Below are 13,773 nucleotides of genomic sequence, written 5' to 3'. Positions count from 1 at the left end.
TTTTACAATGATCCCCTATCATTAAAGCATAAAACTGAAAGGGGAAATTCACATGAAGAAAATCACCACACTTGCACTGGCGGCCCTGACCGCCGCCACCATTCTCACCGGCTGCACCCAGAAAACCGCCGGTACTGTCTCCACAGACGGCTCCACCTCCATGGAGAAGGTCATCGGCGCGCTGGGAGAATCCTTCCAGGAGCAGAATGAAAGCGCCGCCTTCACCTACAACCCCACCGGCTCCGGCTCGGGCATCCAGGCCGTTATGGAGGGGCGTTGTGACATCGGCCTTTCCAGCCGGGAGCTGAAGGAGGAGGAAGCCTCCCAGGGCCTGACCGCCACGGTGCTGGCCTATGACGGTATTGCCGTTATCGTCAACCCGGAGAATCCTGTGGCAGACCTGGACACGGAGACTATTGCTAAGCTCTACACCGGGGAGATCGAGAACTGGAAGGACGCGGGCGGCAATGACGCGCCCGTGGTGCTCATCGGCCGTGAGGCGGGCAGCGGCACCCGGGACGGCTTTGAATCCATCACCGGCACCGAGGAGAAATGCCAGTACCGCCAGGAACTGACCTCTACCGGCGACGTGATCACCGCCGTGGCTCAGAACCCGGACGCCATCGGATACGCTTCCCTGGCCTCGGTGAAGGACAGCGTCCGGGCCATTACGGTAAACGGCGTGGCTCCCACAGAAGATACCGTGAAGGACGGCAGCTACGTTATCCAGCGCCCCTTTATTTTGGTGACGAAAACCGGGGAAGATCTTTCCGAAACGGCCCAGGCCTTCTTCGACTTCGCCACCTCCGCCGACGCGGCCCCGCTGATTTCCGGCGCGGGCGCGGTCCCGGCCAACTGAGGGCCGCCCTATGGAAAACATACAGACCTCCCGCGCACAGCTTAGGCGGAGGCCCCGGGTCTGCCGGCAGTTTACAGAGCGGTTTTTCCACGGATTGTTCCTCATGCTTGGCCTTGTCACAGTAGGCTGTGTGCTACTCATCACCATCTTTCTGGTACTGTCCGGCATACCGGCCATCCGAGATATCGGCCTGTTCGACTTCCTGCTGGGAGACACCTGGGAGTCCACCGCCCAGGACCCTAAGTTCGGCATTTTACCCTTCATCCTCACCAGCGTATACGGCACGGCGGGGGCCACCCTGTTCGGGGTGCCGGTGGGATTCTTCACGGCGGTGTACCTTGCGAAGCTGGCCCCGCTCAGAGTGAAGTCCGTAGTAGGGAGCGCGGTCAGCCTGCTGGCGGGCATCCCCTCGGTGGTGTACGGCCTGGTGGGTATGCTGATTCTGGTGCCGGGAATCCGCACACTGTTCCATGTCCCGGACGGGGCAAGTCTGCTGGCGGCGATTATCGTGCTGGCGGTCATGATACTGCCTTCTATTATAAAGGTATCAGTGACAGCGCTTGAGGCTGTTCCCCACGAATATGAGGAGGCCTCCCTGGCCCTGGGTGCCACTCCTGTAGAAACATACTTTAAGGTAACGGCTCCCGCCGCCAAAAGCGGCATCGCGGCGGCGGTAGTGCTGGGGGTTGGCCGGGCCATCGGCGAGGCTATGGCCGTGATGATGGTCTCCGGCAACGTGCCCAATATGCCCTCCATCTTCGGGAGCGTGCGCTTTCTCACCACTGCAGTTGCCAGCGAGATGTCCTACTCCAGCCCAGGGAGCCTGCAAAGAGAGGCGCTGTTCTCCATCGCCCTGGTGCTGTACCTGTTCATCCTGCTGATAAACGCCGCGCTGAACTTTTTCCTCAAGCGGAGCAAGGAGGGCTGACATGAGACGAAAAGCATACTCCTTCGCCATGCGCGGCCTTATGGCCCTCTCCGTTGCCATAACTTGCGGCTTCGCACTGTTCATCATCCTCTATGTACTCTGCAAGGGCCTGCCCAACATCACCTGGCAGCTGCTCTCCACCAGCCCCAGCATACTGAACGACCGTATCGGTATCCTGCCGGACATCCTCAATACCCTCTACCTTATCTTAGCAGCCCTCGCCGTTGTGCTGCCCCTGGGGGTGGGAGCGGCTGTGTACCTGACCGAATACGCGTCCAGCAAAAGGCTGGTGTCCGTCATCGAGTACGCCGCCGAGACCCTCTCGGGCATACCTTCCATCATCTACGGCTTCGTGGGCATGATGCTTTTTGCCGGGACCTTCGGCACCTCCCTGCTGGCAGGGGCGCTGACTTTGGTCATCATGAACCTGCCCACTGTCATGCGCACGGCCCAGGAGAGCCTGAAGACCGTCCCACAAAGCTACCGCGAGGGGGCGTTCGGCCTGGGCGCGGGCAAGTGGCGGGTGGTGCGCACGGTGGTGCTGCCCGGGTGCGTGGACGGCGTGATTACCGGCTGCATACTGTCCGTGGGGCGTATTCTGGGCGAGTCGGCGGCGCTGCTCTTCACTGCCGGGTTTGCCCATGTACTCAACGGCTTCTTCACCGGGCTGGGCAGCTCCGGGGCCTCCCTGACGGTTGCCATGTACGTCTACGCCAAAGACCGGGGCGAGTTTGAAGCGGCCTTTGCCATCGCGGCAATTCTGCTGGTGCTGACCCTGCTGGTCAACCTCTGTGCCGCTCTGGCAGGCTGGTATTTCAAGAAAAGGAGGGCATGAGCCAATGGAAGAAATTATCACCGCAAAAGACCTCTGTTTATGGTATAGCAGCACCCAGGCGCTGAAAAATGTGAGCATTCCCATCTATGAGAACAGCATCACCGCCTTTATCGGCCCGTCCGGCTGTGGAAAGTCCACATTTCTCAAGACCTTGAACCGCATGAACGACCTGGTCCCCGGGGTGAAGATAACCGGCGAGCTGAGGTATGGGGGTAAAAATATCTATGGGCCCGACGTGGACGTAAACGGGCTCCGCCGGGAGATAGGCATGGTGTTCCAGAAACCGAACCCCTTCCCTATGAGCATTTACGACAACATCGCCTACGGCCCCCGCACCCACGGGGTCAAAAGCCGGGCCAAGCTGGACGATATCGTGGAGCGTTCCCTCCGGGGCGCGGCCATCTGGGACGAAGTGAAGGATAGGCTGAAAAAGAACGCCCTGGGCCTCTCCGGGGGCCAGCAGCAGAGGCTGTGCATCGCCCGGGCCCTGGCCGTGGAGCCAAAGGTGCTGCTCATGGACGAGCCCACCAGTGCCCTGGATCCCATCTCCACCGGGAAGATAGAGGAGCTTACAATGCAGCTCAGGGAGAAGTACACAATCGTCATGGTGACCCACAATATGCAGCAGGCGGTGCGGGTCTCAGACTACACGGCGTTCTTCCTGCTGGGGGAGCTGGTGGAGTTCGGCGGCACGGAGAAGCTTTTCTCCCGGCCGGAGCAGAAAAAGACGGAAGAATACATTACGGGGAGGTTTGGATGATGAGGAACCGGTTCGATGAACAGCTTGCCCGGATGAACAGGGAGCTGATACAGATGGGCGCGCTGTGTGAGGAGGCCATCTCCCTGGCTTCCAGGGCCTTGGACGAGGGAAGCCGGGAGCACGCGGAAAAGGTGGCCGCCATCGCCGCCGAGACGGACCAGATGGAGCGGGACATCGAGAGCCTGTGCTTAAAGCTCCTCTTACAACAGCAGCCGGTGGCGAGAGATTTGAGGCAGATATCCGCCGCGCTGAAGATTATCACGGATATGGAGCGCATCGGCGACCAAGCCGAGGACATTGCCGAGATCGTCCTCATCCTGATAGACGAGGGCCACGCCCCGGAGCGCATGGAGCATATCCACGAGATGACCCGCTCGGCGGTGAAAATGGTGACCGGCAGCGTAGACGCCTATGTGTCAAGGGACACGGCCCTTGCGGCGTCTGTCATTGCCGGCGACGACCTGCTGGACGATTACTTCAAACGGGTCAGGCGCTCGCTGATCAAGCGGATAGCCCGGGAGCCCTCGGAGGGGGAATACGCCCTGGACCTGATGATGATAGACAAGTACCTGGAGCGCATCGGCGACCATGCAGTGAACATTGCCCAGTGGGTGATATTCTCCGTGACAGGGGAGAAAGACCTGGCCCCGGCTTGCGAAGAGAAAAGGGATGTGGTACAATAGACCGGCGAAGGAGGGGAGCATTATGATATACTGTGTGGAAGACGACGACGGCATAAGGGGGCTGATGAGCTATGCCCTTACAGCCGCCGGGTTTGAGGTCAGGGGCTTTCCCGACAGCGGCGGCCTGTTTGAGGCCATTCGGAGCGAGCCGCCCCAGCTGATCCTCCTGGACATCATGCTGCCCGGGGAGGACGGGCTGTCCATCCTGAAAAGGCTCCGCGCCCATACCGCCACCGCCGGGATTCCGGTTATCATGGCCACGGCAAAGGGTACGGAATACGACAAGGTCACGGGCCTTGATATGGGCGCGGACGACTATATTGCAAAGCCTTTCGGCATGACGGAGATGGTGTCGAGAGTGAAGGCCGTACTCCGGCGCTGCGCCCCCAAAGAGGAGAACATCGTCGAGGCGGGCGGCCTTCGGATGAATACCGGGGAGCGCACCGTAACGGCGGACGGCGGGCGGGTGGACCTGACCTATAAGGAGTTCGAGCTGCTGAGGCTGTTCCTGTCCCGACCCGGGATGGTGTTCACCCGGGAGCAGCTCCTTGCTGAGGTCTGGGATGTGGAGTACGCCGGGGAGACCCGGACGGTTGACATGCACATCAAGACCCTGCGGCAGAAGCTGGGAAAGTCCGGCTCCATGATAAAGACCGTGCGAAGCGTCGGCTACCGTCTGGAGGCGTCAGAATGACTAAGCGGATTTTTCACTCCATTTTGGCGGTGTCGGCGGCGGTGCTGCTGGCAAACATCATCATTGTGATGGGTTGCCTATACCAGTACTACCGGGACATTGAGGAAAGCCAGCTGGCGGACGAGCTGTACCTTGCGGCCCAGGGGGTTGAGAAAGGCGGAAGGGACTATCTTGAGGGCATAGACAGCAAAAGCTACCGCCTGACATGGGTCTCCCCGGATGGGACGGTGCTCTTCGACACGGCTGAGGACTATAGAAAGCTGGGCAATCACGGAAACCGGGAGGAAATACAGGAGGCGCTTCTGGGCGGCGAGGGCGAGAGCTCCCGCTTTTCCGGCACCATGACCGAGGAGACCTTCTACCGGGCCCGCAAGCTGAGCGACGGCACGGTGCTGAGGATTTCCGTCAGCCGGGCTACCATGTTCACCCTGGTGATGGCCATGCTCCAACCCATGACGATTGTGGGCATACTGGCTGTGGTGTTTTCGGCCCTGCTGGCCCATAGGCTTGCAAAGCGCATTGTCCGGCCGCTGAACCGGCTGGACCTGGACAGGCCACTTGAGAACGAGACCTATGAGGAGCTGGCCCCGCTGCTCAAAAAGATACACCGCCAGCGGCTGCAGATATCGGAGCAAATGCAGAGCCTGAAAAAGCGGGCCGATGAGTTCGTGCAGATAACCTCCCACATGAACGAGGGGCTGGTCCTGCTGGACAGGGACGGCAAAATCGTCAGCATGAACCCGGCGGCAAAGACTATTTTCCATACGGACAGCTCCTGCCTGGGGCAGGATTTCCTGCTTGTTGACCACAGCCATGCCATCAGCGCGGCGCTGGAAGAGGCTGCCGGGCAGGGGCACAGCGAGCTCAGAATGGAGCGGGACGGCAGGGAGTACCAGCTTGACCTGAGCCGCATACAAACTGACGGAGCGCCTGCCGGAACGGTCCTGCTGGCTTTCGATGTGACCGAGCAGGCGGAGGCTGAGCGGATGCGCCGGGAGTTCGCCGCAAATGTGTCCCACGAGCTGAAAACGCCCCTGCAGGTCATCACCGGCAGCGCGGAGATGCTGGAGGACGGCACGGTAAAGCCCCAGGACGCGCCGGAGTTTATCCATCTCATCCGCACCGAGTCGGCCCGAATGATGTCCCTGGTGGAGGATATCATCCACCTGTCCCGGCTGGACGAGGGAGCCCCCGCCGGTATGGAGCCGGTCGACCTGTACGAGACTGCCCGGGCGGCGGTCGCGGCGTTAGAGGGCAGGGCAAAGGAGAAGAATGTTGCTCTGTCTGTCAGCGGGGAGCCGGCCATCGTTATGGGGGTGCCGGGGTATCTCTATGAGATGGTCTATAATCTATGCGACAACGCTATCAAGTACAATGTGGACGGTGGCAGTGTGGAGATGAGCGTCACAAAAAATGGAGACAGCACAGTGCTGACCGTGAAGGATACAGGCATCGGCATACCGAAAGAGTATCAGGCGCGGGTGTTCGAGCGGTTCTTCCGGGTAGATAAGAGCCGGTCAAAGGCCTCGGGCGGCACAGGGCTGGGGCTGTCTATTGTGAAGCATATAGCGGGGATCCATGGGGCGGCGGTCAGGCTGTCCAGCGGGGTCGGGGAGGGGACTCTGGTTTCGATTGTGTTTTGAGCGCGAAAAACAGCTTTGACCTACTGTGTGCGGAGCACAGTAAACATCCTACCAACCCTTATATGTTCCCCTCTCCGAAAACAGGAGAGATGTACCATCCAGACTCCATAGTAAACCTCCATAAGAAGATATTAAAAAGTGCAGGATTGGGTCATCTGAAATTTCACGATGACAGTGTTAAAATAGAACTAAATCAGAAAGCCCCTAACATCAAGAGGGCCCCGATTTAGTTCTGTTTTAATTTTCAAAGAATAATGTGGGAGGTTATAAAATGAACGCAAAATCAAAAGTAATCGCAATCTGCAACCAAAAAGGCGGGGTCGGCAAGACCGTCACCACCGTAAACTTAGGTATCGGCCTGGCCCGCCAGGGCAAGCGCGTCCTGCTGGTGGACGTAGACGCACAAGGCTCTTTGACCGCCAGCCTGGGCTACCAGCACCCGGACCAGTTAGAGGAAACCATTTCCACTGTGCTGGGCAAGGTCATAGAGGACAAGCCCCTTCTCCCCGGCGAGGGAATTATCCACCATAAGGAAGGAGTTGACCTGCTCCCCGCCAACATCGACCTTGCGGCTATTGAGGTCACGCTGGTGAACATCATGAGCCGGGAAACTATCCTCCGTGAATACCTAAACACTGTCCGCGACCAGTACGACATCATTCTCCTGGACTGCTGCCCCTCGCTGGGTATGCTTACCATCAACGCCCTATCAGCCGCCGACACGCTTATTATCCCAATGATGGCCCATTACCTCTCGCTGAAAGGTATGGAGCAGCTCATGAGGACCATCGGCAAAGTAAAGAGGCAAATCAACCCAAACTTGACCATCAGCGGTATTCTCGTCACAATGGCCGATATGCGGACCACCTACTCGCAGGAAATCGTGGAACTGCTGAGAAATTCCTATGGCAGTCAACTCAAAATTTTCGACGCCATCATTCCCCGCTCCATCCGTGCGGCAGAGACCAGCGCCGAGGGCAAGAGCATATTTCTTCATGACCCCTCTGGAAAAGTCTCTGCGGCATATGAGGCCCTGACCTTAGAGGTAGCGTCATGAAAAGCAGCGCGGCGAAAATACAAATAACCGGCCTGGACGATTTATTTGGCGGAATCCCGGCCCAGGTTGCTGCTGACCAAATTCAAGAGCTTTCTTTGAGGGAACTGCATCCCTTCAAGGAGCACCCCTTCCATGTGGCGGACGATGAGAAAATGCGGGAAATGGCCGAGAGCGTGGCCCAATACGGTGTTCTGGTGCCTGGTATCGTCCGGCCAAGGCCCGAGGGCGGCTATGAAATCATAGCGGGCCACCGGCGCTCAAGAGCCAGCGAGCTGGCCGGGAAAGAGACCATGCCGGTTATCGTCAGGGATATGGACGATGACGAGGCCACGATTATCATGGTGGACAGTAATTTGCAGCGGGAGAAGATCCTGCCCAGCGAAAAGGCGTTTGCCTATCGAATGAAGCTTGAAGCCATGAAACGCAAAGCAGGTAGACCAAGCAAAGAAAATTCTACCCCAGTGGGGCAGAATTTATTGGGGCAGACTTCAGTGGCAATCTTAGCTGATAATTCCCCTGACAGCAAGTCACAGATTCAGCGCTATATCCGCCTAACCCACCTGCTGCCGCCGCTGCTCCAGATGGTAGACGAAAACAAATTAGTGCTCCGCCCCGCCGTGGAGCTGTCATACCTGACCCAGGAGGAACAGGGCTTGTTGCTGGAAGTGATGAGCAGCCGGGAAATCGTTCCCACTCTGGAGCAAGCCCAACAGTTAAAGCTGGGTGTCAGTCCCCGGCACCGGCATTGACTTCCCTGTTATGCAGAGCACGGATGTGCCGGACTTCTACCTGAAGCACGATTTTGAGGGCAATTACACCGACTATGGCCTGCCGTTTCTGGATGAGAGGTGCAGTCTGGAAACTTCCGACAACCTCATAATCTACGGCCATCACATGAACGACGGCAGTATGTTCTCAGCGCTGCTAAACTATACGGACAAGGACTACTGCACCGCCCACCCTGAGATCCTCCTGGAAACGGAGCAGGGCGCGGAAAGCTATCTTGTGGCGGCGGTAGTCCGGGAGAAGGGCAGCTACGGGCCGGGGGAGTGGAGCCTGTTTGACCAAATCAATATGAGCGTGGCTTCTTTCCGCGCTCTGGTTGAAAATCTCAACGAAAGGGGGCTGTACAATACCGGGTGGGAGCTTGTCTTTGGGGACAGGCTCCTGACCCTTGTGACCTGCGAATATTCGCAGGATAACGGCAGGCTGGCCGTTGTAGCAATGAAGACATGAGAAAATTATTACTGATAAAGGAGGACTGACAATGGCACTGGAGCCTTTGGGCAGGCGCCCGGAGGTGCTGCGCACATACCAGGTTATGGAGCGGAACAACCTCTACAGGGAAAAGGTCCAGCTCGGACAGGTGATAGAACACATAGACAAACTGACAAAAGCAATAGAGGACATGGACAAAAAGGTGGAGGGGCTTTCCAAGCAGGCGGGCGTTTTGGACGGCCCGCTTGTGTATGCGGCTTTTGCCCCTTATACACGCGAAAAAAGCACCCTCAGCTATGTCAGGGAACAGCTTCTCGAAACCGTGGGCAAGACCGCAAATGCCAGCCATGAGGAGCTGCTTTCCACACTTAACGCCCCGCCAATTACCTTTTGGGTGAAAATAGTCCAGGCAGCTCTGCATGACGCGGAGCAGGAAATGAAAATCTCCGCAGATGTACTTAAGGGCGGGAGGGACGAATTCCAGGACAAATTGAAGGATACTCTTAAGGACATGGGGAGCGCCTTTGAACGGCTGGGAAAAGACGCGGATAAGCTGCTGGAGGATATACCTCACTTGGCAAGAGTCCGTGACAGGGGCTGGTCCTCCATGCGCGTCATAATTGAGGAAAGGAGGCAGCAGAGCCCTCCCCACAGGGGAAGGCCGGAGCCGGAGCTGGAGCTATAAAATACCGCAGGGAGGGCCGCGGGGGACCGCGGCCCTTTCCCATGTCCCCGCCAGAGGGCGGGGGTGTGGGAAAGGGTTTGAATTGAGAAAACAACGGAGGTGACCCTGTTGACAAATTTCTACAAAATGGTATAATAAAAACGCCCCTCTCGGTGAGGGGCCAGCTTGGGCGGGACTTGCCCCGGCCAATGCTGTGAGGACGCTGCTGCATAATTCAAAGCGGTTAGCCGCCCCGAAAGGGGGTGGTTCATTTCCCTAAGTTTTTTACGAGGGGAGGTGGCGCGCTATGGGAGCGAAAATTTTGCGTTTCGCAGTCTTCGTGGCGATTGCCCTTTTGGTGATCGTATACTTAGCCCCAAAAGCGTGTTAGCCGCTCGGCTCCAACCCGAACGGCTAACGGTAATTCGTTGATCGTGTAAGGGCTGACCGCCGTGCGACAGCGCCCTCTTTATGTTTTTATTATAACATAATCTCCGGCTTTGTCAAGTGGCAGGGCCGGGGTTTTTATTTACATTTATCATCAAAGGGAAAGGAAGGATTTTTTGAGCAGCGATATACTGACAAGGGACAGACAGAACCAGGAGGCCGACAGCTCGGAGCAGTACGCCATCAACGCGATGGGCGACAGGGCGCTGCAATCTGCCGGTTATATAGTGAAAAGAAGCAGGCGGGCCCTGGAGAAGGCTATGGACAAGAGTCACACACCGCCCCAGCCCGGCGTTTCCGAGGCCGGTATCTCCAAGCGGGCATATCAGCCTGTTACTGCCCCGCAAAACATTGAGCCGAAAAAGGTACATACTCCCGAGTACAGCCCCCCGCCGCAAAGCGGGGAGTATGAGGAGAGCCGTTCCAAACGGCGTGAAGATAACAGCAGGGAGCCTCTGCCCCCTTCCGAAGCTGAACGTGACAGCGCTCCCGTTCCTTCCCGGGAGCAGGACAGCAGTACCGTCATAAGAAAGGCTGGCCGCAAAAAAGGAGCCGTACCTTCCACCACGGCAAAGAAGGACGCTCCCTCCGCTCCTAAAGGTTCCACCCATATGCGGGCAGAGGACAGCAGCCTGCGGCTGAACGAGGAACATCCCCTCAACACCTGGCAGAACAGCTCCTCCGCCAACAGCCTGCAAAACCAGGGCGCGGCTCTCCGTACCGCCGAAGCCTCCGGCGCGGCAGTGCAGACCCTCCAGGCCGCAGGCCAGTCGGCGGGAAACGCCGGGGCCGCTGCCGCCGCCAACGCCGCCGCGCCCGGGGTCGGGGCCGCGATTCAGGTCACAGAGAAAGCCGCCGCGAAAATCAGGGAAGCCATAGAAAATATTGCCGCCAGCGCGCCCAAAAGCAAATCCTCCTGGGGAGCGCTGGCGGCGCTTTTTCTTTTGCCCTTTCTGGTGATCGGAGTCATCGCCGGAGGCTTTCGGGGCAGCGGATCTGTTAAGAATGTGAACCTCTCGGCGGAGGTGATCGCCCTCATGCCACAGATAAGGGCGGCCTGTCAGGCCAATGGAATCCCGGAATACGCCCCTCTGGTGGCTGCGGTCGTCATGCAGGAATCCGGGGGCCGGGCGGACGATGTTGGCGGCGATGTTATGCAGTGCGCCGAGGGAATGGGCCTGCCGGTGGGTACGCCGGTCAGCGTGGAGGAGTCCATAAACTTCGGAACCGGCATTATCGCCCGGAATCTTCACGAAGCCGGAGCCGCTGGGCCCACGGATATCCCAAGAATCAGTCTTGCCTTGCAGGGGTACAACTTCGGCAATGGGTACATATCCTGGGCGCTTGCCAGGGGCGGTTATTCTAAGGAGAACGCCCGGGAGTTCTCAGAAATGCAGGCGGCCGCCCACGGCTGGAGCGGCTACGGCGATATCAACTATGTGGACAATGTGCTGAGATACTATAAGGTCAGTGTGGGCGGCATGGGTGACGCGAGTGCCATTGCCGACGGGCGGTTTGCCTATCCGCTGCCCGGCCACACCTGGGACACCTACCCCGGCCACAACGGCATTGATATTTCCTTTGCAAACTGCTATGGCGAGCCGGTCTATGCTGTAGCCGCTGGGACTGTGCGGTACGTGCAGGACGGCTGGACGCCGGCGTATGGCGTGGACAATATGTGGTCCTTTGGCAACAGTGTGTTTATTGAGCACGGGGACGGCTGGATTTCCGCCTATGGGCACCTTTCGGCGCTGGCGGTGACGAGCGGTGAAACCGTTACCCAGGGCCAGCTTATAGGCTATATAGGCAGCACCGGCAACTCCACCGGGCCTCATTTGCATTTGGCCCTCTATCATGACGGGGAGGCTGGAGTCGGCGGACAGAACTATGCGGAGCTGGCCTGGCCGCAGTACAGGGAATAATCGGGCCTTGCGGCGCTTTTTTCAAGCGGCTCTCCCATGCTTCGCGGGCCAAAAATTTATCGGAAAGGAGTCCGACATATGGAAACTTACGGATATGTCCGTGTGTCCTGCACGGACCAGAATGAAGAAAGACAAAGAATTTCCCTGAACGCAAAAGGCATAGCGCCCCAAAATCTTTATATCGACAAGCAGTCCGGCAAGGATTTTGCGCGGCCTCAGTACCAGCGGATGTTAAAACGGTTACAGCCCGGCGACCTGCTGTACATACTCAGCATTGACCGGCTGGGACGCAACTACAAAGAGATCCAGGACCAGTGGCGGACTCTCACCAAAATCAAGAGCGTGGACATCTGCGTGATAGATATGCCGCTTTTGGACACCCGCACAGCCAAAGACCTTATGGGTACCTTCATAGCCGACCTGGTGCTGCAGATACTCTCCTTTGTCGCGGAGAACGAAAGGGACAGTATCAGGAAACGCCAGGATCAGGGCATTGTGGCGGCGAAAGCCCGGGGGGTGCGCTTCGGCAGGCCGAAGAAGCCTGTGCCGGAGGATTTTGCCCAAATCGTCGGGCAGTGGGAACGTCGGGAACTGGATATGAGGGAAGTTCTGAGACTGTGCGATATGTGCCGGGCCACCTTCTATAAGCGTTTGCGGGAATTCCGCACGGTAAATAACACAAAAAATGAATCGGGCCAGTGCTAAAAAGGTATACCTTTTTAGCACTGCTCAATTTCCGTCATTATAACATATATGTTGCGAGAATACAATACCTTTTTATTAACTGATTCTACATTTCACACAAAAAATTTTGCGAAAACCGCTCGGAGAGCGCAGTCTGAAAAAGTATACCTTTTTCGACAAATTTAATGATGATATGAAACTATTATCACAATATAAAGCGGCTTATAAGGAGTTTATAGAAAATGGCGGACAGGAAAAAACGCATGACCCGGCGCGAGAAGGACATGAGGGCGCAGGCAAAAAAGGAACTACAGGCAGAAGGTGTGCTTCCCCCGGACAAGCCCCGGCTGAACCGCAGGAAATTCGCCAGAGAGGTGTGGGCAGAGTATGAGGCTATGGACCCTTTCCGGCGCGAAATCTTCCTCCTTAAGGCCATAGGCTGTATGGTGGGGCCGGATATGCCGAAGGTCACGCCGGAGGAGGTGGGGGTGCTTAAGATGCTCAAGTTAGCCGTGGAAATGGACAAGTTTTCCCAGCGGCTTAAGGCAGAGGGCCGTGATACCTACACCCTGGGGGAGATTTCCGAAAAGGTTATAATACCTGTTTTGAAATTATAGGGTCCACGGCCCCGCGGATAGTTGGCGGCATTGGCCGGGGATTTATGTGGAGATCGAGGAATTGGAGGGATGGCGCTATGAGCCGGATACTGAATAACGCCCGCCGGGCAGGGCTGCTGCAGCAGGAGATGTACCATAAGCGGCAGGCGGAGAAGAAGCCTAAGAGCCGGGCGAGGTCGCGGGTACATAGGAGGGGGAAACACAGATGAATCTAAGTCACCTCTCCCTTTTCACTGGCATAGGGGGCTTGGACCTTGCCGCTGAGTGGGCGGGCTTTGAGACTATAGGCCAATGCGAGTGGGCCGACTATCCCACAAGGGTGCTGGAAAAGCACTGGCCGGATGTGCCTCGTTGGCGAGACATAAGGACATTGACAAAGGAGAGTTTTTATGAGCGGACAGGGCAAAGGAGTGTCACGGTGGTGTCAGGAGGCTTTCCGTGCCAACCTCACAGTTCTGCGGGAAAACGTCTGGCATCTCATGATGTGCGCGATTTGTGGAGTGAACTCTTGCGAGTGTATCGCGATACAAACGCAAGATGGCTTGTGGGAGAAAATGTGCGGGGGTTGCTCTCAAGTGAAAATGGACGGTTTTTCGGGAGAATGCTTCGGGACCTGGACAGACTGGGGTGTCATGTATGGTGGTACTGTTTTCCTGCCAGCGCTATCGGAACGCCGTTTCGCGGCGACCGTACCGTTATTGTGGCCTCGGCCCATGGCATCGGATTCTCTGGCATGGACAAAGTGTTCTGCCAAGGATTCAC

14 protein-coding genes and 3 pseudogenes are annotated in these 13,773 nt (G+C 57.5%); all 17 read left to right on the top strand.

Annotated features, from left to right (window positions below; all coding sequences use genetic code 11):
- The first annotated feature begins 52 nt into the window (after window positions 1–52).
- Window positions 53–859 carry a phosphate ABC transporter substrate-binding protein gene (locus tag ADH66_RS12440; RefSeq protein ID WP_066540181.1) on the top strand — a complete coding sequence of 269 codons (807 nt, stop codon included), beginning with the start codon at window positions 53–55 and terminating at the stop codon, window positions 857–859.
- A gap of 103 nt (window positions 860–962) precedes the next feature.
- A complete protein-coding gene (pstC, locus tag ADH66_RS12435) occupies window positions 963–1,787 on the top strand; it encodes a phosphate ABC transporter permease subunit PstC (protein WP_066541985.1) in 825 nt (274 codons plus the stop codon).
- A gap of 1 nt (window position 1,788) precedes the next feature.
- Window positions 1,789–2,622 carry a phosphate ABC transporter permease PstA gene (gene pstA, locus ADH66_RS12430; RefSeq protein WP_066540184.1) on the top strand — a complete coding sequence of 278 codons (834 nt, stop codon included), beginning with the start codon at window positions 1,789–1,791 and terminating at the stop codon, window positions 2,620–2,622.
- Window positions 2,623–2,626: 4 nt separating this feature from the next.
- On the top strand, window positions 2,627–3,382 hold the full coding sequence (gene pstB, locus ADH66_RS12425; RefSeq protein WP_066540187.1) for a phosphate ABC transporter ATP-binding protein PstB: 756 nt from the start codon (window positions 2,627–2,629) through the stop codon (window positions 3,380–3,382).
- A complete protein-coding gene (gene phoU / locus ADH66_RS12420) occupies window positions 3,379–4,065 on the top strand; it encodes a phosphate signaling complex protein PhoU (RefSeq protein ID WP_456236482.1) in 687 nt (228 codons plus the stop codon). The genes pstB and phoU overlap by 4 nt, the downstream gene beginning before the upstream one ends.
- Window positions 4,066–4,087: 22 nt before the next feature.
- Window positions 4,088–4,759 carry a response regulator transcription factor gene (locus tag ADH66_RS12415; protein ID WP_066540190.1) on the top strand — a complete coding sequence of 224 codons (672 nt, stop codon included), beginning with the start codon at window positions 4,088–4,090 and terminating at the stop codon, window positions 4,757–4,759.
- Complete coding sequence (locus ADH66_RS12410) at window positions 4,756–6,402, top strand: sensor histidine kinase (RefSeq protein ID WP_066540193.1); 1,647 nt, start codon at window positions 4,756–4,758, stop codon at window positions 6,400–6,402. The genes ADH66_RS12415 and ADH66_RS12410 overlap by 4 nt, the downstream gene beginning before the upstream one ends.
- Before the next feature lie 5 nt (window positions 6,403–6,407).
- Window positions 6,408–6,572 (top strand): annotated as a pseudogene (locus tag ADH66_RS21990) (tyrosine-type recombinase/integrase); the annotation flags it as partial.
- 101 nt (window positions 6,573–6,673) lie between these two features.
- Window positions 6,674–7,459: a ParA family protein gene (locus tag ADH66_RS12400; protein ID WP_066540204.1), complete on the top strand. Its 786-nt coding sequence runs from the start codon at window positions 6,674–6,676 to the stop codon at window positions 7,457–7,459.
- Window positions 7,456–8,178, top strand: a pseudogene (locus ADH66_RS12395) (ParB/RepB/Spo0J family partition protein); the annotation flags it as partial. The gene ADH66_RS12400 and the pseudogene ADH66_RS12395, both read left to right, overlap by 4 nt.
- 4 nt (window positions 8,179–8,182) lie before the next feature.
- Complete coding sequence (locus ADH66_RS12390) at window positions 8,183–8,695, top strand: class B sortase (RefSeq protein ID WP_066540209.1); 513 nt, start codon at window positions 8,183–8,185, stop codon at window positions 8,693–8,695.
- A 31-nt stretch (window positions 8,696–8,726) separates the two neighbouring features.
- Window positions 8,727–9,362: a hypothetical protein gene (locus tag ADH66_RS12385; protein ID WP_066540212.1), complete on the top strand. Its 636-nt coding sequence runs from the start codon at window positions 8,727–8,729 to the stop codon at window positions 9,360–9,362.
- A 542-nt stretch (window positions 9,363–9,904) separates the two neighbouring features.
- Window positions 9,905–11,710 (top strand): peptidoglycan DD-metalloendopeptidase family protein, encoded by a 1,806-nt coding sequence (locus tag ADH66_RS12380; RefSeq protein ID WP_066540218.1) that lies wholly within the window; start codon window positions 9,905–9,907, stop codon window positions 11,708–11,710.
- A gap of 78 nt (window positions 11,711–11,788) precedes the next feature.
- Window positions 11,789–12,415: a recombinase family protein gene (locus tag ADH66_RS12375; protein ID WP_066540221.1), complete on the top strand. Its 627-nt coding sequence runs from the start codon at window positions 11,789–11,791 to the stop codon at window positions 12,413–12,415.
- A gap of 221 nt (window positions 12,416–12,636) precedes the next feature.
- The gene (locus ADH66_RS12370) at window positions 12,637–13,011 is read left to right on the top strand and encodes a hypothetical protein (RefSeq protein WP_066540224.1); all 375 of its coding nucleotides are present in this window, start codon (window positions 12,637–12,639) and stop codon (window positions 13,009–13,011) included.
- A gap of 77 nt (window positions 13,012–13,088) precedes the next feature.
- Window positions 13,089–13,220 (top strand): hypothetical protein, encoded by a 132-nt coding sequence (locus ADH66_RS21340; RefSeq protein WP_257789521.1) that lies wholly within the window; start codon window positions 13,089–13,091, stop codon window positions 13,218–13,220.
- Window positions 13,217–13,714: pseudogene (locus ADH66_RS12365) on the top strand (DNA cytosine methyltransferase); the annotation flags it as partial. The gene ADH66_RS21340 and the pseudogene ADH66_RS12365, both read left to right, overlap by 4 nt.
- Window positions 13,715–13,773: the final 59 nt, after the last annotated feature.

The organism is Acutalibacter muris, assembly GCF_002201475.1.
GTDB classification, from domain to species: Bacteria; Bacillota; Clostridia; order Oscillospirales; family Acutalibacteraceae; genus Acutalibacter; species Acutalibacter muris.
The sequence above is the reverse complement of the archived record's forward strand: the minus strand, read 5'-3'. Positions and strand labels throughout refer to the sequence as shown.

What these genes read in the sequence shown, in the direction of transcription:
- ADH66_RS12400 (WP_066540204.1), top strand. Translation starts at nt 6,674, where the DNA reads ATGAACGCAAAATCAAAAGTAATCGCAATCTGCAACCAAAAAGGCGGG.
- ADH66_RS12410 (WP_066540193.1), top strand. Translation starts at nt 4,756, where the DNA reads ATGACTAAGCGGATTTTTCACTCCATTTTGGCGGTGTCGGCGGCGGTG.
- phoU (WP_456236482.1), top strand. Translation starts at nt 3,379, where the DNA reads ATGATGAGGAACCGGTTCGATGAACAGCTTGCCCGGATGAACAGGGAG.
- ADH66_RS12385 (WP_066540212.1), top strand. Translation starts at nt 8,727, where the DNA reads ATGGCACTGGAGCCTTTGGGCAGGCGCCCGGAGGTGCTGCGCACATAC.
- ADH66_RS21340 (WP_257789521.1), top strand. Translation starts at nt 13,089, where the DNA reads ATGAGCCGGATACTGAATAACGCCCGCCGGGCAGGGCTGCTGCAGCAG.
- ADH66_RS12415 (WP_066540190.1), top strand. Translation starts at nt 4,088, where the DNA reads ATGATATACTGTGTGGAAGACGACGACGGCATAAGGGGGCTGATGAGC.
- ADH66_RS12370 (WP_066540224.1), top strand. Translation starts at nt 12,637, where the DNA reads ATGGCGGACAGGAAAAAACGCATGACCCGGCGCGAGAAGGACATGAGG.
- pstA (WP_066540184.1), top strand. Translation starts at nt 1,789, where the DNA reads ATGAGACGAAAAGCATACTCCTTCGCCATGCGCGGCCTTATGGCCCTC.
- ADH66_RS12375 (WP_066540221.1), top strand. Translation starts at nt 11,789, where the DNA reads ATGGAAACTTACGGATATGTCCGTGTGTCCTGCACGGACCAGAATGAA.
- ADH66_RS12440 (WP_066540181.1), top strand. Translation starts at nt 53, where the DNA reads ATGAAGAAAATCACCACACTTGCACTGGCGGCCCTGACCGCCGCCACC.
- pstC (WP_066541985.1), top strand. Translation starts at nt 963, where the DNA reads ATGCTTGGCCTTGTCACAGTAGGCTGTGTGCTACTCATCACCATCTTT.
- pstB (WP_066540187.1), top strand. Translation starts at nt 2,627, where the DNA reads ATGGAAGAAATTATCACCGCAAAAGACCTCTGTTTATGGTATAGCAGC.